The sequence below is a fragment of the Pseudaeromonas paramecii genome, from assembly GCF_039540575.1.
GTDB classification, from domain to species: domain Bacteria; phylum Pseudomonadota; class Gammaproteobacteria; order Enterobacterales; family Aeromonadaceae; genus Pseudaeromonas; species Pseudaeromonas paramecii.
On the sequence record NZ_BAABFC010000009.1, the window covers coordinates 71,569 to 92,268 of the forward strand.

18 protein-coding genes are annotated in these 20,700 nt (G+C 52.5%); all 18 read right to left on the reverse strand.

The annotated features are described in order from the left end of the window. Nucleotides 1-2: 2 nt before the first annotated feature. A complete protein-coding gene (locus ABD847_RS05770) occupies nt 3-932 on the reverse strand; it encodes a glycosyltransferase family protein (RefSeq protein ID WP_345010933.1) in 930 nt (309 codons plus the stop codon). Nucleotides 933-936: 4 nt separating this feature from the next. Then, nucleotides 937-2,385 carry a lipopolysaccharide biosynthesis protein gene (locus ABD847_RS05775; protein ID WP_345010935.1) on the reverse strand — a complete coding sequence of 483 codons (1,449 nt, stop codon included), beginning with the start codon at nt 2,383-2,385 and terminating at the stop codon, nt 937-939. Continuing rightward, the gene (locus ABD847_RS05780) at nt 2,385-3,413 is read right to left on the reverse strand and encodes a TDP-N-acetylfucosamine:lipid II N-acetylfucosaminyltransferase family protein (RefSeq protein ID WP_345010937.1); all 1,029 of its coding nucleotides are present in this window, start codon (nt 3,411-3,413) and stop codon (nt 2,385-2,387) included. Before ABD847_RS05780 ends, ABD847_RS05775 begins: the two co-directional genes overlap by 1 nt. After that, nucleotides 3,403-4,623 carry a glycosyltransferase gene (locus tag ABD847_RS05785; RefSeq protein ID WP_345010939.1) on the reverse strand — a complete coding sequence of 407 codons (1,221 nt, stop codon included), beginning with the start codon at nt 4,621-4,623 and terminating at the stop codon, nt 3,403-3,405. Before ABD847_RS05785 ends, ABD847_RS05780 begins: the two co-directional genes overlap by 11 nt. Then, the gene (locus tag ABD847_RS05790; RefSeq protein WP_345010941.1) at nt 4,623-5,576 is read right to left on the reverse strand and encodes a Gfo/Idh/MocA family protein; all 954 of its coding nucleotides are present in this window, start codon (nt 5,574-5,576) and stop codon (nt 4,623-4,625) included. The genes ABD847_RS05785 and ABD847_RS05790 overlap by 1 nt, the downstream gene beginning before the upstream one ends. 1 nt (nt 5,577) lies before the next feature. Then, entirely contained in the window at nt 5,578-6,345 is a 768-nt protein-coding gene (locus ABD847_RS05795) for an NDP-hexose 2,3-dehydratase family protein (protein WP_345010943.1), read from the reverse strand. Next, nucleotides 6,335-6,751 (reverse strand): sugar 3,4-ketoisomerase, encoded by a 417-nt coding sequence (locus ABD847_RS05800; protein WP_345010945.1) that lies wholly within the window; start codon nt 6,749-6,751, stop codon nt 6,335-6,337. Before ABD847_RS05800 ends, ABD847_RS05795 begins: the two co-directional genes overlap by 11 nt. Continuing rightward, a complete protein-coding gene (gene rfbA, locus ABD847_RS05805) occupies nt 6,748-7,620 on the reverse strand; it encodes a glucose-1-phosphate thymidylyltransferase RfbA (protein WP_345010947.1) in 873 nt (290 codons plus the stop codon). Before rfbA ends, ABD847_RS05800 begins: the two co-directional genes overlap by 4 nt. Nucleotide 7,621: 1 nt before the next feature. Beyond that, on the reverse strand, nt 7,622-8,698 hold the full coding sequence (rfbB, locus tag ABD847_RS05810) for a dTDP-glucose 4,6-dehydratase (protein ID WP_345010949.1): 1,077 nt from the start codon (nt 8,696-8,698) through the stop codon (nt 7,622-7,624). A 31-nt stretch (nt 8,699-8,729) separates the two neighbouring features. Next, complete coding sequence (gene wecA, locus ABD847_RS05815) at nt 8,730-9,785, reverse strand: UDP-N-acetylglucosamine--undecaprenyl-phosphate N-acetylglucosaminephosphotransferase (RefSeq protein ID WP_345010952.1); 1,056 nt, start codon at nt 9,783-9,785, stop codon at nt 8,730-8,732. A 192-nt stretch (nt 9,786-9,977) separates the two neighbouring features. After that, on the reverse strand, nt 9,978-12,050 hold the full coding sequence (locus ABD847_RS05820) for a YjbH domain-containing protein (protein WP_345010954.1): 2,073 nt from the start codon (nt 12,048-12,050) through the stop codon (nt 9,978-9,980). Further along, nucleotides 12,047-12,811: a capsule biosynthesis GfcC D2 domain-containing protein gene (locus tag ABD847_RS05825; protein WP_345010956.1), complete on the reverse strand. Its 765-nt coding sequence runs from the start codon at nt 12,809-12,811 to the stop codon at nt 12,047-12,049. Before ABD847_RS05825 ends, ABD847_RS05820 begins: the two co-directional genes overlap by 4 nt. Continuing rightward, entirely contained in the window at nt 12,811-13,476 is a 666-nt protein-coding gene (locus ABD847_RS05830; protein WP_345010958.1) for a YjbF family lipoprotein, read from the reverse strand. The genes ABD847_RS05825 and ABD847_RS05830 overlap by 1 nt, the downstream gene beginning before the upstream one ends. A gap of 81 nt (nt 13,477-13,557) precedes the next feature. Further along, nucleotides 13,558-13,755, reverse strand: coding sequence for a hypothetical protein (locus tag ABD847_RS05835; RefSeq protein ID WP_345010960.1), 198 nt, complete (start codon nt 13,753-13,755; stop codon nt 13,558-13,560). Nucleotides 13,756-14,050: 295 nt separating this feature from the next. After that, a complete protein-coding gene (locus ABD847_RS05840; protein ID WP_345010962.1) occupies nt 14,051-15,058 on the reverse strand; it encodes a Wzz/FepE/Etk N-terminal domain-containing protein in 1,008 nt (335 codons plus the stop codon). A 70-nt stretch (nt 15,059-15,128) separates the two neighbouring features. Continuing rightward, on the reverse strand, nt 15,129-17,897 hold the full coding sequence (locus tag ABD847_RS05845) for an SLBB domain-containing protein (RefSeq protein ID WP_345010963.1): 2,769 nt from the start codon (nt 17,895-17,897) through the stop codon (nt 15,129-15,131). Between the two features lie 32 nt (nt 17,898-17,929). After that, nucleotides 17,930-19,219 (reverse strand): capsule assembly Wzi family protein, encoded by a 1,290-nt coding sequence (locus tag ABD847_RS05850; protein WP_345010964.1) that lies wholly within the window; start codon nt 19,217-19,219, stop codon nt 17,930-17,932. A 414-nt stretch (nt 19,220-19,633) separates the two neighbouring features. Beyond that, nucleotides 19,634-20,656, reverse strand: coding sequence for a UDP-glucose 4-epimerase GalE (galE, locus tag ABD847_RS05855; protein WP_345011453.1), 1,023 nt, complete (start codon nt 20,654-20,656; stop codon nt 19,634-19,636). Nucleotides 20,657-20,700 lie beyond the last annotated feature (44 nt).

Genomic DNA, 20,700 nt, shown 5'->3' on the forward strand with positions numbered 1-20,700 from the left:
TCTCAACGTTTTGTACCACTAACCCAACGCACGGCAGCGTTAAAGAAAGCAGCTTTGAAATATGATTTAAGTTTATCAATAAATGTTGACTCACTAGCGATATGAGAAGCTATCTTTTCGATAGCTGGCTTTGAGATTTCAACAACATCACTGGGGTCTATATAGACAGAAGATAAATTGATTAAATTAGTTTCCACTCTTTTATCAACACAATTCTCGCCACTCCCATCAAAACCAATATTATGGGTCAAACTCACCGTGGGAGTTAGGCATAAACCATTTTGTTCGAAAATAGTGGCGTACCAGAATATCGCCCAAGTATTGAGGTGACCACGGTAGTTATCCAATACCTGCCCCCAGAAGTCATGGCTATTATTCAGGTTAAAGCGGCGAATCTTGGCCAGTGACCAGGTGGCAATTAATTTGGCTGGTTCTTTATGGTATGCCTGCCAGCGATCCGCCCAGGTGGCCCACCCCCAACAATTCATCAGGGGGGAGAAATATGCCCCGCCTAATTCACTGGTATCAATAGGATGTGACCAGCCATTGATATGCCATACCCGCTTGTCGTCCGCGTACATCGCCAAGGCTCGATTCATAAAGGATAGAAAGTGAGGCGACACAATAATGTCATCCTCCAGCACGATGGCGCGACCGTACTGGTTAATCACCTGGGTAACGCCGTGCACGATATTCTTTGCCAGGCCTTGATTGGTCTCGTTAAGGTGGATATAAGTGTTGCCGCGACTAGCATACGGTGCTATCACCTCTCTGACCTGCTGCACTGCGCTCTCTGCTGCGCTGTTTTTTGCCGCATCAGAGAAAATAAACAGAGGCGATTCAGCAAATTCAGCATTGGCCTCCAATGCAGCCAATGTCTTGGCCGTGTGATCGGCGCGATTATAAACAAACAGGATAATGGGAGCAGGCATGACATCAGATCCTTAATAAGCTTCTAGCCCGTTCGGGGAAGGCGAGGCAGAGATTGGCCACCATGACAGGCAACAGCAGCAGCAGTACCCCACAGATCGACGGCAGGAGCTGAACTAGGTTTGGACTCCATGATCTGAATGGATTTATCAAAAACAAAACCCCATATACCAGTGAAACCAGGAAGGGACCTGCAACTGCGCGGAGAAATTGACTAAAGGGAGTGTTGAAAACAAAACGGTAGAGCACAAAATAAACCTGAATAAAATTGAAAGTGAAACTGACTACAATGCCTTGCGCTATATACTCAATTTTGCCAAATTGCCAACCAACGACAATCGCACAGACATTTACAACGGCAGAGATAAGTCCGCTATAAAACATCAACTTTGGCTTTTCCAATCCCTGATAAAAAGAACCGGAAGTCGACATGACGACCTGAACTGGAATAATCAAAGCGAGAATTTCAATGAGTGGAACCACTTGCTGCCATTGTTCACCAAATAGTAAACGGACACATTGATTTGCGGAAACGGCAATGCCACCGCCGGCTAACACCCCCAAATAAGACATACGCCTGATAAAATCATTATGCAGGCTAACAATTGAAGCCGAGTCAGCTCTAAATGCGGCTATAACGGGCTGAATCGCAGGAGTAATTGCCGACGTCAGCACCATCAATGGATAACGCATCAATTGATAAGAACGCTCATATACACCCAGCGGGCCGGGCCCAAAGAACTTCGCAATGAGAAAATTATCAAAGTTCCGCGAAAAGTAATTAACAAAGTTAAAAGAAAACTGATATGCAGAAAATCCAAGCAATGGCTTTATCTGATGAATCGAGAAAGCAAGTCTCGGTCGACCAACCAGGGTACGATCAGCAAACAACATAAACAGCGACCACTTTAGGGTCGCGGTAAACGCGAAGCGAAGGGCCAGGGCCAAGTAACCAGACATGAATTGTGCAGCCAACAGTGTCAGAGCGAGAGAACCAAGCTCAGATATTACTTCAACTTTGGCTATCTCAAAAAAGCGCCGTTCTCGAACCTGCGCCACATAGGGAACAGTTGAAATGGACTGAAAAAAAACAGCAATGCAGATGATCTGTGTGATGACCACATATTCATCACGCCCTAAAAATTGGGCCAGAGAGGATGACAGGAAATATAAGATGATGGCAACCGAAGCGCCGACTGCCAAGGTAAATCCATAAGCGGCGTCTCTGAGAGATTGACCGATCGCTGATTGATTAACCAAGGCAGGTGCCAATCCCACTTCGGATAGCATTTGGAAAAACAACACAAATACTTGAACAGCCGCCAACAAACCAAATGCTTCAGGAAGAAAGTAACGTGCCAATATGGCAACAGAGATAAACTGCATCAAATAGGCGGCTATACGCCCAATGGCACTATGCAGCAGTGCCTGACGAAAACTGGTTACCAGATCCATTAGCTGCAACACTCCTGACCGATCAAAGTGTCCCAACTGTTGAGCAGAGCTTCCTCACTGAATACTTGTCTAGCCAGTAGGATGTTGTGTTGCGACATTGCTGTGGGCAAGGGTGAAAGTTCAAGTTCGCCAAGGGTATCGAAAACATAAAAACCCAATTCACGAAAATAACTCCAGGGGGTAGTGTCCGACCGAATATACAGTCGCTTACCCAATGACAGAAAAGCAATGCAATTACCCATTGCTGCCTGACGAGGGTGATTGAAAATAGCAACGCTCACATTGTTTAGTTTTGCTGTGTAGTCGTCGAAAGCAATAAAACCTGTCATGGCATCGAAGCGTTCACCAAACCTCGCACGTCCTTCCTGAACAACCATTTTACCGTAATTTCTGTCGCCATAGGCTAGTGGGGCAAAAACTGAAGTATCTGGAGGCAGTCTATCAAATATTTCAAGGTGACAGTTTAAGGGGTCCGCTGAATTACCCACCTGCACTATTAATTCATCTGTTTGCATAGATGAAACCGTTGGAGCAGGTCGTCTTGCAACATGACTATAATACATAAGGCTTTGTACAAATGCGGCGTTAACACCGTATTTTCCCTTAACGAAATCATAATCGCCTGGCACAGTAGTAGAGATTGTAGAGATTCTTTTTAATATGTGGCGATAGCAGTAACGATAAAATCGCGACAAGTTGTTCTCTATGTTGTAGACATCTCCCCCCCACACCATTAGCGTGGTCTTTTTTAAAAACCACGGAAACAAAAACAACGCAAGTATAACTTTTTTCTCGAACAACCCATGTAGAATAATACGATCGACTGACATGGCCACTTGCAGGTAAACTTTCAAAAACAACAAACCAGCAGGTTTGAAAAAATTTAAAGCTGAGGGTAAGGGAAACTCCTCCTGTCGACATAACAAAAGGAAGTGACGAGTTTCGCCGCCTCTTGCAATTAAGGTATCCAGTATCGGTTTTGTGAATTTATCATACCCTGAAATATGTAATATGCTTCTATTGCTCATCAATTATGTAATCACTGAATTTTGGAAGAGAAGAAGAAAAGGCACAGGCATCATTATGGATTCGTTTCCGCAATTCACTGTTAACATTCCACTTAGCCAGAATGCGCAACACACCATCTGCAAATCCATCAACATCGAGGTAATCCACTAGGATGCCATTCTCGTCATCACGCACCATATCCGCCGCATATCCTATCCGATGGGAGACCACCGGCAAGCCAGCCAGCATGGCCTGCAGAACCATTACAGGGCCGGAATCATCAAGGCTTGTGTTAAGAAAAAGGCTAGCCCGATTGTATACAGCATTGAGGTCGACATTATTTTTTGCATAAGGATAAAACTCAATCAAATACCTGTCCGTAATATAACTGGGTACATGAGTTCCAAGGGGAAATAGTAGTGTAATGGGCATGTTATCTGTGTCATCATCTTGACTTTCTGACACAGATAACAATACACGACACAGCAGGTCGAAGCCCTTCCGCTTGTCTTCCGGCGCATAAGCGCCGATAAATATGGTCCTATTGTGAGCGCTAACAACAGGCCGAAACTCAGAAATACTCACCGGCAAATTGAATAGGTAATTGGCTATGAATTTTACTGAAGATTGATTTGCTTGTGCTTGAACAAATGGGGTAAACGAGAGAGTCCTAGCTTTTAAACTTGAAACGGCGATCGTTTTATCCATATTGCCACGCTGAATTAAATGTCGAAACACTGGTAGGAAGACATTAGGACAGCTTTGACAACCTGTCGAAAATTGCGCACAACCGAAACTGTAATGACAGCCACCTGTCATGTGCGCCATGTCAAAATTGACAACATAGACAACTTTAGTAGGAAAAGAAGAAAGTACTCTTGCCAGCTGGGTCAATGTTGTAAACGTCGATATCCAGTAGATAAAAATGACATCTTTATCTTTGAGTTTATCTATCCAAACTTCGTCAGGCAGTTCGAAGTATCTATCGAAAAGCCCATAGAACAAAAAATTTTTATCAACAAATAACCGAGTCAGCTTGGCTAAGCACTTCCGTGCAAAGTCAGCACCCCAATTCCATCTTCTAGTCAGGCGCACACTAGTCGATTCACGAGCTACCTCTTTGACGTAGAGAGTTGAATCGAAGCCCTGGGACTTACAATACTGATCCAGCAATAATGCAGCGGAGCCGGCACCGCCGTAATCATAGGTAGAAATATGTGCAACTTTCATCAGATACCTTCTTGCACCTTATACTCTTGAATGATGGCCTCCATGATTGAAATGGTTTCTTGAGTCGATTGTACGATCACTCCACCTTTCTCAAGATCAGACTCGATGGAAGAAAACATATTAAAGAACTGATCATCACAACCAGTCTCGACAAGACCTTGCTCGCCGTTGGACGCAACAACTTGCAACGATGTATTAAGAGATGCAGGCTTGGAGAAGGCGCGATCTACTACGACTCTATGTGTTGAAAAATCTATAATAATTTTGTTTTCATAGCAGGCACCTATTGCCCATTGGCAATTTATTATGGTGTCATTAGCAGCCAGCAAGGCTATACCGTGCAGGTCTACCTCATAGTCTGGTTCGGACCGACAAATTGAATATTGCAGTTTAGACGCCGGAAATAGTGCAATTGCAGCCGATATCGGATAGAACCCCACATCAAAGAGCGCTCCACCCGATTTTTTCGGATCATATCGAATATCAGTGGCAGCAAGATGAGGAATCTTGAAACTGAATGTTGCCTGCTTCACCTCACCATATTTACCAGAATTAATGACATCCTTAAGTGATGAAAACTGGTTGTGGTACTTATACATCTCAACTTGATAAAGCTTACAGCACTTTGCTTTGGCAATCTGATTTAGCTCTTCAACTTCATCCGACTTGATTGTAATTGGTTTCTCACAAATCACGTTCCGACCATGCAATAGGGCTATTTTGGCATAATCATAGTGTGTGGATATTGGTGTCGCAATATAAATAAAGTCCAATTCATCATCGGTGAGAACCACAGAGATATCATCGACCAAGGCCGTCGCCTGTTTTAGATCGTGATATTTGTTCACATCTCTGACAACAATATACTTTATCTCCCACTTTAGCTTTTCCATAACCGGGAGTATATTTTTAGTGACGTGATTACCACATCCAATAACAGCTATCTTTTTCATGTTAAATCACCGACAGGATGCCGCGAATATGCGGTGCAACAATCGCATCAACATCCCTGGTCAATCTCACCAGCTGATTTAGTGTCAACCATTTATATCGTGTCGTAGCTGGTACGTTTAGTACATCAACTTCAACGATCATGCTCTTATTTCTTTTATTGAATAGCCGTCCGCCATCCTCTGACATCCAGCGGTCAAAAATAACAGTCGCATTATTATCTTCGGGATTCATAAAATACTGAACAAAAGGAGTAGCTTTTCCGCCATGCGCTCTCTTGATATTACTAAAGGTAGCCTGCACCGTAGGACTTATTTGCACAATATTCGGATTACCTGGTTCTGCCTTTGCCTCGACAAGATAGTGGGGTACATCATTGATACGCTTTCTTATAAGCCCAAGAATCCCACCGTCATAACCTATTTGCGTCAAGATAGGCTGTTCCCAACCACCGCTGACCTCTCTGTCAGTTGAGTCAGTAACTCGAATACCATCGACTCGAAAAAACTCTCCAGAATGATGAACTATGGAGCCTTGCTCTTCGTCCAATCGCCAGCCTTTGCACTCCAGCAGCGGCATCCTTTCAACGTGCATGGTACAGTTTTTTACTTCATCATCATACCAAGCAATAATGTCAGATAACGTCGCTGATGATTCGTTGTTATAAAGTTTTTCAAAGGACAATTCAACAAAGACGTCATTAACATCAGCAAAGTATTCCTGATTATTGGTCTTATATTGTTCCAGCTTATCGAGATACTTATTTGCCATTTGTTGAAGCCCTCAAAAACTCATCATAACTTCTAATAACCTTGTCCTCTGCATAAACTCTATCGCAAAGAACCATCATCACTGCATCGGGGGTGAAATCTTTCATGACTCGCCACACAGGGCCATTGACAAACACACCCTGGCCACCACTTTTCAGATGAAATGAAGTGCGCTCTTTTCCATCATCTAACTCAAGCGTAAATGAGCCACTTGTAGCGAATATTATTTGTTGCAGCTCCTGATGTGCGTGATGCCCTCTTTCCTGACCGGCTGAAATAGCAGACAGAAAAAATATCCGTCTCACATCAAAATCAAACTGCCGACCTTTTTCTGCTATGGATATAGAACCACGCTCATCCTGTATGTGATCTAAATCAACTGTTTGCCAACTTATCAAAGAGTTCAAAAATCGTCCTCCAACATCTCAGCCAGATATGACTTATAGTGGCTATCTTTCATTGAAGCCAATATATTCTGGACATCCGCAACAGTGATCCAGCCATTTTTAAATGCAATCTCTTCTAGACAGGCAACCTTATATCCTTGTCTATGTTCTATCGTTTGAATAAATTGACCTGCCTGCATAAGACTTTCATGGGTTCCTGTATCCAACCATGCAAATCCCCGGCCGAGCAGCTCTACCCTTAATTTACCCGCTTCTAGGTATGCCTGATTTACACTGGTTATTTCTAATTCACCACGAGCCGATGGTTTTATATTTTTAGCTATATCCACCACCGAATTATCATAAAAATAGAGTCCGGTAACAGCATAGTTTGACTTTGGGTTATCAGGCTTTTCTTCTATAGAGAGTGCATTCAGCTCCGAGTCAAACTCAACAACCCCAAATCGTTCCGGATCCTTAACTTTATATCCAAAGATGGTCGCTGGACTGTTTGCTGATACGACCTTTCTGAGTAGTGGTGTAAATCCTTGTCCATAAAAAACATTATCGCCTAGGACGAGGCAGACAGAGTCATTACCAATGAAATCCTCTCCGAGGATAAAGGCCTGAGCCAGACCATCGGGTGATGGCTGGACAGCATATTCCAGTCTAACACCAAATCGTGAACCATCTCCTAACAGCCGCATGAAGCTAGCCTGATCTTCAGGAGTAGTGATCAGCATTATGTCTTTGATACCAGCCAACATCAAAACAGACATTGGATAATAGATCATGGGCTTGTCATAGATAGGCAGCAGCTGCTTAGATACCCCAAGAGTTATAGGATAAAGCCTGGTTCCGGATCCCCCTGCGAGAATAATGCCTTTCATGTTATTTATCCCCGTACTGCTGAGTTATCCAATTCTGATAGCTACCGCTTCTGACATTAGAGACCCATTGCTGATGCTCTAGATACCATTGAACAGTTTTACGAATGCCTGATTCAAATGTTTCCTGAGGCTGCCAGCCCAATTTTGCACCTATCTTACTGGCATCTATGGCATAGCGGCGATCATGGCCAGGTCGATCGGTAACATAGGTGATCTGATCTCGATAGGATCCCGCTTTAGGCACCATCTCATCGAGCAGATCACAGATGGTGTGCACCACGTCGAGGTTCTGCTTCTCGTTGTGACCGCCGATGTTGTAGGTCTCCCCCACTACGCCCGTGGTCACCACCTTGTAGAGGGCACGAGCGTGATCTTCGACATAGAGCCAATCGCGAATTTGGTCGCCCTTGCCATATACCGGCAATGGTTTTCCTTCTAGAGCATTGAGGATGACCAAGGGGATCAGTTTTTCCGGGAAGTGATACGGACCGTAGTTATTCGAGCAGTTGGTGACGAGCGTCGGCAGGCCATAGGTGCGACGCCAGGCGCGCACCAGGTGATCGCTGGATGCCTTTGAAGCAGAATAGGGGCTGCTGGGGGCGTAAGCGGTTGTTTCTGTAAAAAGTGGCAACTCACCAGCCTGTTCATCCGGGTGCGGCAGATCGCCATAGACTTCATCTGTAGAGATATGATGGAAGCGAAATGCAGTCTTACGATCCGCCTCCAAATTATTCCAATAGTTGCGCGCAGCTTCCAGCAGAACATATGTACCAACGATATTGGTCTCAATAAATGCAGCCGGCCCAGAGATGGAACGATCAACATGACTCTCTGCTGCCAGATGCATCACCGCATCCGGCCTGTGCTCGGCAAAAACGCGATCCAAGGCCTCTCGATCGCATATATCCACCTGCTCAAACGCATAACGTTCTGAATCTGCAACCTCAGCCAGTGACTCTAAATTACCGGCATAGGTTAACTTATCAACATTCACCACACTATCTTGAGTTTCGCGAACAATATGACGAACAACGGCCGAGCCAATAAAGCCGGCCCCTCCGGTCACAAGAATCTTCATACAACAACCCTGTAAATTGAAAACAGACGACTTATTCGATAATGGATTTTTTAACCCAACGGCCAATCCGCCAAGCGTATTGCAAGCCGATCGAGTAGACGATAAAGAGCAGTAAAAATGCGCCCATCATGACCACTTCCGGTACATGGAAATACTCGCCGAACAGCCCGATCAGCATCATGGTGATCCCCAAGGCCACCATAATGAAGAGTGACTCGCGAGGGGTGAATCCGGCATGCATCAGGATATGGTGCAGATGATTGCGATCGGCTCGTAGTGGTGATTGGCCTTTGAGGATACGGCGCATCATGATGCCCACCATATCCATCAAGGGCAGGCCGATGATCCATAGTGCTGTGACAGGGCGGAACGCATTGTCTGCCTGGGTTTGTTGGGAACCAAAGATCACCATAAATCCGATGACAAAGCCCAGCAGCATTGAGCCTGCATCACCTAAAAATATTTTTCGCTTGGAGGATAGCAAAGAGAGGTTGACGCACAGGTAAGGCAGCAGGGCGAGTATAAAAAGCTGACTAAAATCAGCCAGCAGTGGCATGTTGTCATGCAATAGGCCAGCCAAGCCCATAAAGCTTATCATGGCCATGCTACCGGCTAGCCCATCGATACCGTCCATCATGTTGTAGGCATTGATGGCGCCACAGATGGCGATGACGGTCAGGATAAGATCAAACCAGCGGACGCTGATATCCCCCATGCCGATGATGTCTCCCAACCGGTGCAAGGTGATGCCGGTGCTCTTGCATACGATGAGTACCAGCAGTGCTTGAACCCCCAAGCGTAACCAGGGAGAGATGTCCTTGGCATCGTCTATTGCCCCCAAGATCACGATGAACACACCACAGGACATCAGGGTCAAGAGCGCCGGTTCTTTCGGCAGGGTCAACAACATGCTTAGCAGGACGCCGATGCAGACAGCAATGCCACCAATCAGGGGAATGGCCCCCACATGCTGTTTTCGCTGATTGGGAATATCCACCAGATGGAGCTTGGCGGAAAGCGGACGCAACGCGGCGATCGCCAGGGATGTCCCTGCCACCGCCAATAAACCGGATTCAATCAGATTCATACCACCCTCGTGCTTTGCTTCAGCTTAATCGTTGAAATCTTGTTATGTTTGTCAGTTAGACAGCTTGGCCAGACAGCCCGCCGCCAAACTCATGACAGGCTGACCTCTCAAAGGCTAAGCCATTGTCGCTAAAACGCCAGTACCGTTGAAAAAGCGCTATTTCTACTCCCCCCGCAGGGGGAGAGGGTTATCTCAGTGCAGAGGCTCGGTCAGACTGTAGAGCCCATATCGGCGCCCCAATTTCTGGCCACCATCACGGGTCAAGGGTACCCAACTCAAGGTGCCAGTTTTCGTTGTCGGATAAATTTGTAGCAGGTCCAATGGGATGGTGAAGTAGATGCCCTTGGTAAAGCTGCCCTCTCCGTATTCATCGGCACTGACATCGGTAAAGGTGGCAAAGGCACCGGCCACTATGCCGCTATCAAAGCGTTTGGACAGATCTATGGTGGTGCCCACATCCTTGGCCAGATAACGGCCAACTGAAATCTTTGCCTGGGTATCTTCCAAGAACGGCAACTGCCAATAGCCTGTGATATGGCCAGTTGCTACGCTGTAATCCGCCAGCTTGAGGGTATTATTCCAGTCCCGCTGCCGGACATAGTTGACATCGGTGCCTAGAGCCCAGTCCTTACCATAAGGGCGATAGAGCACCTCGGCCCCCACACCGGCGTACATCATCTCCAGATAGCCGCCATAGGCCTGGCCATACCAGTCTTCGGCGAGACGATCCATGGCGGTCAGCTGGAAGTTGTTCAGCAACAAATCGGATGAGCTGACATATTCACGGATCCAGGTTCGCACCCGCGGCAGGGCATCCGTGTCCCCCGGAGGCGTGGTGTAGGTAAACTTGTCCAGATTATCGAACCAGTTCCAGTAGAGTGTGCCCCCCAGGCTTAACGGGCCGGTGAGTTTGAGATCCGCGCTCAGATCCAGGCCCAATTGATAGAGGTAGAAACTCTCCGGGCCACCAAAGGATTGCTGGAGCTGAGGCTTCCAGCCGTAGCTGAGCCGATCCGGTTGCGCATTCAGCAAGCGTTGTCCTTGCGGTCGCTGACCACTCTTGCGTTGGATGCTGGCCGTTGGCGACTGACCCAGCACGGGATCCTGCTGTTGCTGCCACTGGCCTTGATTGATCTCCCCCTGCTCAATCGGCATGCTCTGTTTGGTATAGACCACCTTGTATCCGGCTTGATGCTCAGGATAGGCATTGGCCAGCAAGGTGAAGGCTCGGGTTTCCGCCTCTTGCTTATCGCGATACTTGGTCTGCTCACCCGCCAGTGTCAGGCTGCCATCAGTGCCCTGATAGACAGCCGCATCCTTAAAGCCGGCATTCCGTTCAAGCGCCGTGCGCAGACTCGCCGCATCCAGTTTGGGACTGTCTGCCGCCAGCTTGGGTCGTGACTCATCCAGATGGGTCTGGTAGATGTCGTTGAAATTGGTGCGCAGAGTAAAGCCCCACATCAGGGTATTGCCACGCTGGTAGCTCAGGTGCGTATCAAGGGTCTCAAACAGCCGATACACGGCACCGACATTCCACGCACTGGACTGGAGGATACGGCCCGCCTTCTCATTGCTGTAATCATTGCCATCGTATTCAAGTTTGAGTCGCAAAGGCTGCCAAGGGGTCTGGTATTCCACACCACCGAACAACGCCGCCGGTCCATGGAACAGACTATCCACCTCAAACTTGCCACCACGACCGGAATAACCATCGTTGCGGACACACCAGGCGTCGCTCATCTTGCAGAAAGGATTGCTAATATTGCCGCTCTCGGCCATGTTGCCCCAGCCCATCCCCAGGGTGAAATCCAGCGGGCCCCAGGCTTTGCTGGCCACCAGAAATTCGCTGTCAAACAGGCCTGTGCCGGTAAAATCACGAATCCCAACGGCAACCTGGGGCAACCAGCGGCTCTCTTGCCATAGACGTAACTTAACGTCCATGCCCTTGTCCTTATAGGACTGATCACCACTGAAGTCTTCAGGTCCGTACAGCAGAGGTCGAACATCAGTGTAGCGCACCGTCGCCTCAAGCCAATCATAGGGCTGAACGGAAATCGACCAGCGTCGATACTGCTCGTTGTCCATGTAGTTGGCGCTAAACTCCCCTTCCCGCGCCATACGGGCGGTGGGCACCTGCAGCAGGCCGACCCCGCCAAAGTCGCTCTGGGACGGGCCCGGACCATCCAACCTGGGATTATAATCGTCTGCATTGGATGCAAAGGCAGCCAGACAGGCTAGGCAGACGAGGCTATTTCGAAACATCATGGCTGTAACCCCATCCCTTGTTGCAACAGGCTCACAATCGCCTGATTGATATCTTCGTATCCTGCTGGCAAGGCGCCCGCATCGAAACCCACAAACAGCACGGCGCCCGCACTGGCCTCCCTGTGCTTGCGATTCCAGCCATCCAGGCCAACTCGCACGGCGTCATCCTGTCCGGCCAGATACCAAGCCCAGCTGGATTCTGCCCAGGGCTGCTCTTGCTGGTCATTAAGGTAATCCGCCAACCATTGTCCGGCGATCAAGGGCTGGGGTCCCGGGTTGGCAACGGCCCCCAGCAGGGTTAGCCCTGGCTCACAGCTGGGCAAGTAGAGGCGATAGCTCCCTTCCAAGCGCAGGTTTTCGCCTTTGCGAATACGCAGACGATCCGGATCCAGCGAGACACGAATGGCCGCATGCAGCACCAAGGAGTCCAACTGCTGCTTAAGCTGTTTAACGGCCATGGCCTGCGGGCGCTGGCTATCGGCAAGGAACTGATAATGCAGCTTGTCAAGCCGGGACAGCAGCGCCTGCTTTTGGGCTTGCAGTTGCTGATCCAGTTGCGGGGTACTGATGCGGGCACAAGGCCGGTAGCCCAGCGGCTGCACCTGCGGCAACAACAAGGCATCCGCCAGCCGTGCCCCTTCTGGCAGGCTGACAGTTTGCTCCCCTGCGGGCCCCATGATCTGCAGCTCCGCTGCCGCCTGAGCCAGGTTGGTCACCAGCAACAGGGGCAACAATATGCCTTTAAGACGAACGGGCATCATCAGGACTCCTTGGGACTGTGAGGCTTGAGCTGGGTAAACAGCAACGGCGGCAAATCGGGGCCCAGCTGCTGGCGGCTCTGGATGACAGTGCCGGTCTTGGGATCCAGCCAGTAGCGGTTGCGATAGCTAAAGCGCCCCTGGGCCTCGCTGACCGCCTCCTCCACCGCCAGCAGGGAGCGTTTAGTCGGGCCCACATCGATCTGCTCTGGCCCTAGTACCTTGAAGCGTGAGATCAGATCCCGGCCACTGGTGTAGTCCTTATCCCAGACGGCATGCCAATGCCAGCTGGCACCATCAATATGCAGGCCATCTGCCAGGGGATCCGGCTGTTCGGACTGGATATGAGCCAGATTGACCGCAAGCCCTATGGTCTTTACCCACCTTCCCTGCTGCATCACAAACAGGTTGCGATCCGCAGAGACCCACTTGAGCTGCTGCTGCTCAGCATAGGCCAGCACCACAAAGGCGCGCGGCAGATCCCCTACCGTCAGGTAGGCACTTGCATAAGGCACACTGGCGATTTTATCAGCACTCAAGTCAATATCCGGCGTGCCTAGCAGGGCCACCTTGGCACTGTCGAGATAAGCATCGCCAGATTGCTGACTGCAGCCGTTCAGCCAGAAAGCGGATAACAGCATCATCAGGGCAGAAGAAGTTTTTGCCATAAGGCTTGGGTCACTCTGTCAAAAGCAAAAAACAAGAAAACCGTCCCTGACGGGACGGTTTTAGAGAGCACTAGGCACTACTTACTTGGTAGCAGTGACAGTGGTAGTCGCAGTGTTGTCAGAGCTGTCAGATGCAGCAATAGCTACGGCAACAGCGGCAGCACCAACGCCAGCAGCAGCACCGGTGGCGCCCAGAGCCGCGTCGGCTGCCTCTTCAGCAAACACAGCACCGCTGGTCAGTACCAGGGCTGCTGCCAGAGTAGCAACGATCTTTTTCATGGAGTCATCCTCGTTTGACTTGTTATGAAATCGGAAACCAGAGTGTTCTGACACAGGATCAAAACCCCCGCTCCCAAGCTTGAAGCCCCACAAGTATAACCTGATGTACCTCGTGGTCGCCTCAATTGTGTACCGTCACGCCCGGCGAGTAAACAGCCTGGGTGGCACGGAATTCCTGCTAGACCAGCTCCTCGACATTCTAGAACCTGGCCTAGATTATATGCCCTCTTACCAAGGGAGTGCCTAAACGCTGTGCCCTCACGTTAGCAAGAAGGCGGCCAAGCGCTGTCCCTCCCTAACAAGAGGAGCAAGTTGGTTTGGATAAGGAGCCTTCTACCCTCTGCTGGCGCCTGCCGATGGCATGCCGCAGCAGTACCAGCATCACTCCCAACATGCCGCCCAGCAAAGTGCCCAGCACGGCGATCAGTGCCCGCTTGGGCTTAGCCTTCTCCTCCGGCACCACAGCCGGATCCAGGGTCTTGAACACATAATCCGGGTTCACCTCCGCCAGCATCAGGGTCTTGGTCTGCTCTTCGATAAGCTTGTAAAACACCGTCTGCATGTCAGCCACCGAGGTGCGAGCCAGCTGATCCTTGAGATAGGCGATGTTGCGCTGGGTATCCGCCAGATCCCGCTGCTTCATCACGGCATTGAGATCCGCTACCAGCCAGTCCACCCACTGCTTGGCCAGCGCCGGGGAGTAATAGTCCACGCCGACGGTCACCAGGCCGGTTTTCTTGTCCTGATCCACGCTTACCAGCTTGGAGAAGGCCTTGTACAACTCCCAATCGGTGGGCTCGACGCTCTGGCCGGGCTTGACGTTACGTACCCATTTCTTCTCACCCACAGCGTACAACGCTGGATTGATGATGAGCTCGCCGGTTCCCTTGTCCATGCCGGTGGCCGCCATGATGGCTACCTCCAGATGGTGTTGCCGGATAAAGCCGGTGAGAAAATGCCGGGACTTGGCCACCTCAACCGCCAGCCCCGTCTTGTCGGTGCCGCCGCCCCCCAGACTGATGCCTGCCAGACTGGCCAGGCCGCCGAATTGACCGGCCAGGGCACTCAAGCCACCACCCTGCTGCTCGGCAGAGGGAGCCAGCTTGGCTTCGGCATGGAAAATATTCGGCAGCCAAAGGGCCACCGCCACCGCCAGGGCGGCGCCCAGTACTGTGGTGGCCAGGATCCACAGCTTGCCGCGCCATAGTGCGGCGAACAGCTCCATCAGGTCTATCTCGTCCTCGCTGCCGCCATAGCCGTTTGCCCAGGGCGCCGGCGGCAGTGTCATCTGTTCTTTTTTCATGCGTTCCGCTTCTTGATTGCTGGTATTAGCCAATGAGTTGGCGGCACGCATGGCTGCGTGCCGCCCAGGCTTACTTGATGGCCGACCAGGCGACGCCCAGTTGATAGAGGATCTGGGTCGCCGAGGTCCAGGTGCTCAGGCTGTCCAGGTAGTCCGAATCGATGGGTGCCACTATGGTATCCCCCGGCTCCAGGGCGCCGCTGCGGCGGCTAAACCAATAGCTGGAGTCCGGCAGCATCACGGAGCCATCGGCCTTGATCACATAGATGCGATCCGTATCCGCCTGCTTCTTGGTGCCACCAGCCTTATCCAGGTACTCCTGTACGCTCAGCCCCGGCTCGAAGATATGGGAAGAGGGCAGCTGGACCTGTCCCACCACTGAGATGACGTTCTGGAAGGTGGGCACATAGAGCTTGTCGCCATTTTCCAGGATGAGATCCATGTTCTTCTGTCCGGCCAGAATGGCCGGCAGGTTGATGGTCATCCGGCCGATGGCCTGGGTGTTTTCCAGCTGATCCACGAGCCCCACCGCCTCGGTCGGGCTGGTGCGGTAGGTGGCATTGCTGGTCTGGCGCCGCAGGGCCAGGGTGGAGATCTCCTGGCGCAGTTGCTCCTTGATGTACTTGAGGCGATCTGCTTCCTGCTTGCGCAAGGATTCACGGGCGAAGATCACCCCCTTGGCATTGGCGTAGTCGGTCAGCCCCCCGGCACGCTGCAGCAGGGTGCCTATGGTCTCACCACGGCGCACCGTGTAAGTGCCCGGATATTTCACTTCGCCAAACAGCTGCACCGTGGCTTCTTCCCGCCAATCCGGGTTGGCCAGTATGCTCAGACTGTCTTTGGACTTGACCAGCGGCGCGCCGCTGGCCTTGGTCAGATCGCTCAAGGCAAAGCGTTGATGAACCATGCTGAGCCCGCCATCAGCCTGCTCCTGCACTCTCGACAGTTCCGCCACATAGGCCGGCTCATTCATGCCACCCGCCGCCGCAATAATATCCGCCAGTGTGCTGCTATGGCCAATGGGATAGACACCCGGGAACTTGACTTCCCCGCGCACCTCGGCGATCTGCACCGGATGTTGGCGGCTAGCCTGGGCCTTGAGCTTCTCCAGCACCGGCTGCAACAGGGCCTCGCGACTGTCGGCTGCCAAACCAATCATGCTGGCCGTCTTGGCCACCTGATTGAGGGTGACAGTCCCCTTATCGGCCAGCTCGGAACGCGACACCAGAGCACCGGTTTGCGGATCAAGCACCAGTTGCTCCTGATTCTGGACCTGCGCGGCGGCGCCAGCCAGTTGTGCCTGATTAAGCTGACTACTGGTCATCGCCGACGCTTGACCAAAGCCATTAGAGGTCGCTTGCCCGACGCGGGCGTCTTGTACCTGCAGGGCACTCAGTTGCTGCTCACGTTGCCGCGCTTCCTCTGCCAGCTTGGTGGCTGAGGCATCGGCAAAGTCATTGGTACTGGCTCGACTGAATACCAGCACCTGATCGCGCGCCTGCAGCGGCAGGTCATCGGCACTGCCCGGCTGGGTGATGGCCCGTCCCAGGTTAAATTGCCGCACCTCTATCTCGTGCTGCGGGTTAATCTCCCGGACCACCAAGGCATAATCCAGATCGGCCGTGGCCTTCAGATCCCGCCGGGAGTCCTTGATCAGTTGGCTGATACGCATGCCGGGCTGGAAGCTGTAGGCCCCTTCGCGCACCACCGCACCCTTGAGCGCCACCGCCTTGCTGTATTCTGTGGTGCTGGGCAGCAGCTCTATCTTGTCACCATCGCGAATGGTAAAGCCGCGGTCGGCGCTCTTTGCCAGATCCAGCGAGAAGACCTTGAGGCCGGTTTCGGCGCGACGGGTCACGGTGACGCTGTTGATAGCCTCGGCCTTGAGACCGCCCGCCAGCCCCAGCACGTTGCTCAGAGCCGCCGGTCCGGACAGCTCATAGATGGCCGGCCGCTTGACCAGCCCTTCAATGCTCACCTCCACCCCCTTGGCGGGAATGAAGACCGTATCCCCCGGACGCAAGCGAATATCCTGCTCGCTGTTGCCCCAAATGAGCAGCTTGTACAGGTCTACCTCTTGTACCGTCTGGCCGCCGCGCTTGACCTGGATCTTGCGCAAGGAGCCCACCGTATCGATACCACCGGCGATCTGCAGCGCCTGGGTGACCGTGGTCAGGGCATTGACGTTATAGGCACCCGGTTGGTAGGCGTCGCCCATGACGAAGATCTGCATGGTGCGCAAGGTGCCAAAGCTGATGGCCGCTTCCACCCCGATAAACTGTTCGGCCACCCGGGCCTGCAGAGTGTCGCTCACCTGGCGAAAGGTCAGGCCGGCCACACTGATGGGGCCCAGCTTGGGAAAGTCGATACTGCCTTCACGATTGACACTCAGCTTGTAGCTGGCGTTTTCCTTGCCAAACAGCTGAATGCGCAGTTCATCGCCAGGCCCGACCACATAGTCATCGGGTACCGGAATATCCGCCAGCGGGGTTTGCGAAGTGGGCTGGCCGGCAAAAACGTTATAACCAAAGGGTTGCAGTGGCTGCTCCGCTCCATCTTGGGCTTGTGACGCCGTCAGCACGGGCCGCTGACTGGCCAGGGCAGGCTGCAGTTGCCGGGGGGTTAGAGAAGGCGCTATCGGCTGCTCTTGGGTCGCCCCGGTTTGGCCGCGCAACTCATTCACATCCAGACCATATTGGGCCGCCACCGCCTCCTGCTGAGCAGGCGAAAGTTGACTGAACTGGGCCATCATGTTGGCGGGAATGGCGGCCTGGGCCGGCATCAGCCCAAGATTGAATGCCACCGCAAACAGGGCGGCCTTCATGATCCTCGGTCTCATTGTCACTGCAATCCTATGAGTTAATAGATGAGTTAGTGGAAGCGATACTCGTAAACCAGGCCAGCGCTGAGCCTGTCTGTGTCATTGTTTCGCGGCTGATCCATCGCATTGAGGTTAACGGTCAAACGGCCGGCCAGAGCAGGCAGCACATATTGCGCCGTCCAGCCGTTACCCTCTGATGTCTGGCTATCGTGCACAGTCTGCCAGAAAAGTGACGCCTGGTGATCATTGGGGAGCTGCAGGTAAGTCCCCAGATGCCATCGCTTGCCATCCGGACAATCTGCGATGGCGTACGCCTTATGCTGCAGGCGTTCCGTTTGCGCTGCGTCGGCGGCCGAACCATGGGCCTGGCTGTATTCAACCACGGCGCGCACCATGATGCCCGCCAGCAGCCACTGGCCGTCCGCTCCCCACAGCTGATAATCCGGCCCTTCGGCTAAAGTCTTGGCCTGCTGGGTATAGAGGCCACCAGAGCCCTGCGCCGGCAAGGCATGGGCCAGCCGGACGTCCCAGCTCCAGCGCCCTCGCTGATTATCATTGGTGAGGGCATCGCCAAACTGACTCAATTGCGAGCCATCGCCACCCCCGAACCAGTTCTCATAGGTGAGCCCCAATTGCAGAAGGCTGCTGGGACGCGCCACCAGGCGAGTGGCCCACAGCTGATCTTCGGCGGCACTGTTGTCCTGCTTGGCCAGCAGGCTTTCCAGCCAGACACTGCCCAGGGCAGGGAGCTCAGGATGGAGATAGTTGAGTGCCACCGCTGGCAGCGGCGGCGCCTGCTCGGAGAGGCTCAGGGATGTCTGCCAACCCGGCCCCCACCAGCGCTCCAGCCACCCCAGCACCAGGTTGACATCCCCTGGGCCCAATGCCAGGTAGGTACCCTGATAATCGAAACGGTCATCTCGCTCATTCGCCTGCTGATAGCCGGCCGCGAGACGGACTGCATAGTTGTTCATCAGCCATTCCCGACTGGCCTGAATGCCATACTCGGTGCGGGGATGCCAGCCGAACCCTTGCCGTCCGACATCAGCCTGGGTGGCGCCACTCATGCGCAGGTGGCTGCGACCACGACCGAGCCGATCACTGTCCAGTCGATACTGCACATGATGAAATGCCAGCGCCTCGGCGGGGGTCAGTTGGCTGACGTCTACCGCGGCCAATGCCTTGCTCAGCAGGCTCCAGCGGATGGGAAAGGCGTTGGTTGGCATCACCAACAGGCCTCGGTCGGCCAGGTACTGCAGATCACTGCGTAAATAGGGATCGTCCGCCTCCAGCCAGGGTGAGGCATGAAGGCCCCCCGCGACCAGGATCCCGAGCAACAAGGTTAGCTGCCTGCCTGAGAACAAGATTTATGGTCCTTGTAAAACAATTAGTTACGGATAATGCCTTGTCTAAAGCCCAGGCTACCGCCCCTGGCTTACCGCTGCCACACTGCGGATAGAATGACGAGTTTTGGAGGGTTGACCGCCAGGCGGTCAACACAAGCGCCGACATCCAGTTAGGGATGATCGGCGCCAGTTAACGAGCAGGATTAGAACGATAGAACAAAGAAGCTGTCGGGTGAAGCCAGGTCACCTGATTGCGTCTCAGCCACTCTTCGATCAAACCAGTCTAGCTTCCGAGCCCTCGTAAATGCCGAGGCGTTCTGTAATTTTCGGTAAAGATTATACTCAGGCGACCCCATGAAATCAGCAGAAGTTTCTTTTGAATTTCATCGCGCTAGCATGATCGGATAATCACACATAGCCATCAGGGTTTTGTGACTGCCAGCGCCAAGTGTCCCGCATCATACACGCCAGATCCCGTGTTGCCTGCCAGCCCAACTCGGCCTTGGCCAGTGCCGGCTCGGCCCAGCACTCGGCGATGTCGCCTGGGCGCCGGGCCACGATACGGTAGGCGATGGCTTTGCCCGCTGCCGCCTCGAAGGCCTGGATCATCTGCAGCACCGAATAACCCTGGCCGGTGCCCAGGTTATAGGTATGCGTTCCCCTGGCCTGGCGTAGCCGAGCCAGCGCCTTGAGATGGCCATCCGCCAGATCCACCACATGGATATAATCCCGCACCCCGGTGCCATCGACGGTGGGGTAGTCATCACCAAAGACCGACAGCTGGGGTAGCTTGCCCACCGCCACCTGGCTGATAAAAGGCAATAGATTGTTGGGGATCCCATTGGGATCCTCGCCGATGAGGCCAGACTCATGGGCCCCCACCGGATTGAAGTAGCGCAACAGGGCTACCCCCCAGCGGGGATCGGCCTTGACCATATCCCGCAAGATCTCCTCCACCATCAACTTGGAGCGACCATAGGGGTTGGTAGCCGAGATGGGAAAATCCTCGCGGATAGGGACGGCAGCCGGATCGCCATACACGGTGGCTGAGGAGCTGAACACCAGATCAAACACGCCAAACTCGGCCATCACCTCACACAGGGTCAGGGTGGCGGCAATGTTGTTCTGGTAATAGGTCAACGGGATGCGGCCGGACTCCCCCACCGCCTTGAGGCCAGCAAAATGGATGACCGCATCAATGGTGTGGGCAGCAAAGACCGCTTGAAGCGCCGCGCGGTCCCGCACATCCACCTCATAGAAGAGCGCTGGCTGGCCAGTGATCCGCGCGATGCGATCCAGTACCTGCGGCTTGGCGTTGCAGAGATTATCCACGATGACCGGCTGTATGCCGGCCTGACACAAGGCCACCACGGTATGGCTGCCGATATAGCCGGCGCCACCGGTGACCAGAACAGTTTGTTTTTTATCCATCATGCTGATTTATTTATTTTTTTAAAACGGGGCCAGTCTAGAGG

Coding starts and splice junctions, on each gene's coding strand:
- ABD847_RS05770 (WP_345010933.1), bottom strand. CDS start 932: ATGCCTGCTCCCATTATCCTGTTTGTTTATAATCGCGCCGATCACACG.
- ABD847_RS05775 (WP_345010935.1), bottom strand. CDS start 2,385: ATGGATCTGGTAACCAGTTTTCGTCAGGCACTGCTGCATAGTGCCATT.
- ABD847_RS05780 (WP_345010937.1), bottom strand. CDS start 3,413: ATGAGCAATAGAAGCATATTACATATTTCAGGGTATGATAAATTCACA.
- ABD847_RS05785 (WP_345010939.1), bottom strand. CDS start 4,623: ATGAAAGTTGCACATATTTCTACCTATGATTACGGCGGTGCCGGCTCC.
- ABD847_RS05790 (WP_345010941.1), bottom strand. CDS start 5,576: ATGAAAAAGATAGCTGTTATTGGATGTGGTAATCACGTCACTAAAAAT.
- ABD847_RS05795 (WP_345010943.1), bottom strand. CDS start 6,345: ATGGCAAATAAGTATCTCGATAAGCTGGAACAATATAAGACCAATAAT.
- rfbA (WP_345010947.1), bottom strand. CDS start 7,620: ATGAAAGGCATTATTCTCGCAGGGGGATCCGGAACCAGGCTTTATCCT.
- rfbB (WP_345010949.1), bottom strand. CDS start 8,698: ATGAAGATTCTTGTGACCGGAGGGGCCGGCTTTATTGGCTCGGCCGTT.
- wecA (WP_345010952.1), bottom strand. CDS start 9,785: ATGAATCTGATTGAATCCGGTTTATTGGCGGTGGCAGGGACATCCCTG.
- ABD847_RS05820 (WP_345010954.1), bottom strand. CDS start 12,050: ATGATGTTTCGAAATAGCCTCGTCTGCCTAGCCTGTCTGGCTGCCTTT.
- ABD847_RS05825 (WP_345010956.1), bottom strand. CDS start 12,811: ATGATGCCCGTTCGTCTTAAAGGCATATTGTTGCCCCTGTTGCTGGTG.
- ABD847_RS05830 (WP_345010958.1), bottom strand. CDS start 13,476: ATGGCAAAAACTTCTTCTGCCCTGATGATGCTGTTATCCGCTTTCTGG.
- ABD847_RS05835 (WP_345010960.1), bottom strand. CDS start 13,755: ATGAAAAAGATCGTTGCTACTCTGGCAGCAGCCCTGGTACTGACCAGC.
- ABD847_RS05840 (WP_345010962.1), bottom strand. CDS start 15,058: ATGAAAAAAGAACAGATGACACTGCCGCCGGCGCCCTGGGCAAACGGC.
- ABD847_RS05845 (WP_345010963.1), bottom strand. CDS start 17,897: ATGAGACCGAGGATCATGAAGGCCGCCCTGTTTGCGGTGGCATTCAAT.
- galE (WP_345011453.1), bottom strand. CDS start 20,656: ATGGATAAAAAACAAACTGTTCTGGTCACCGGTGGCGCCGGCTATATC.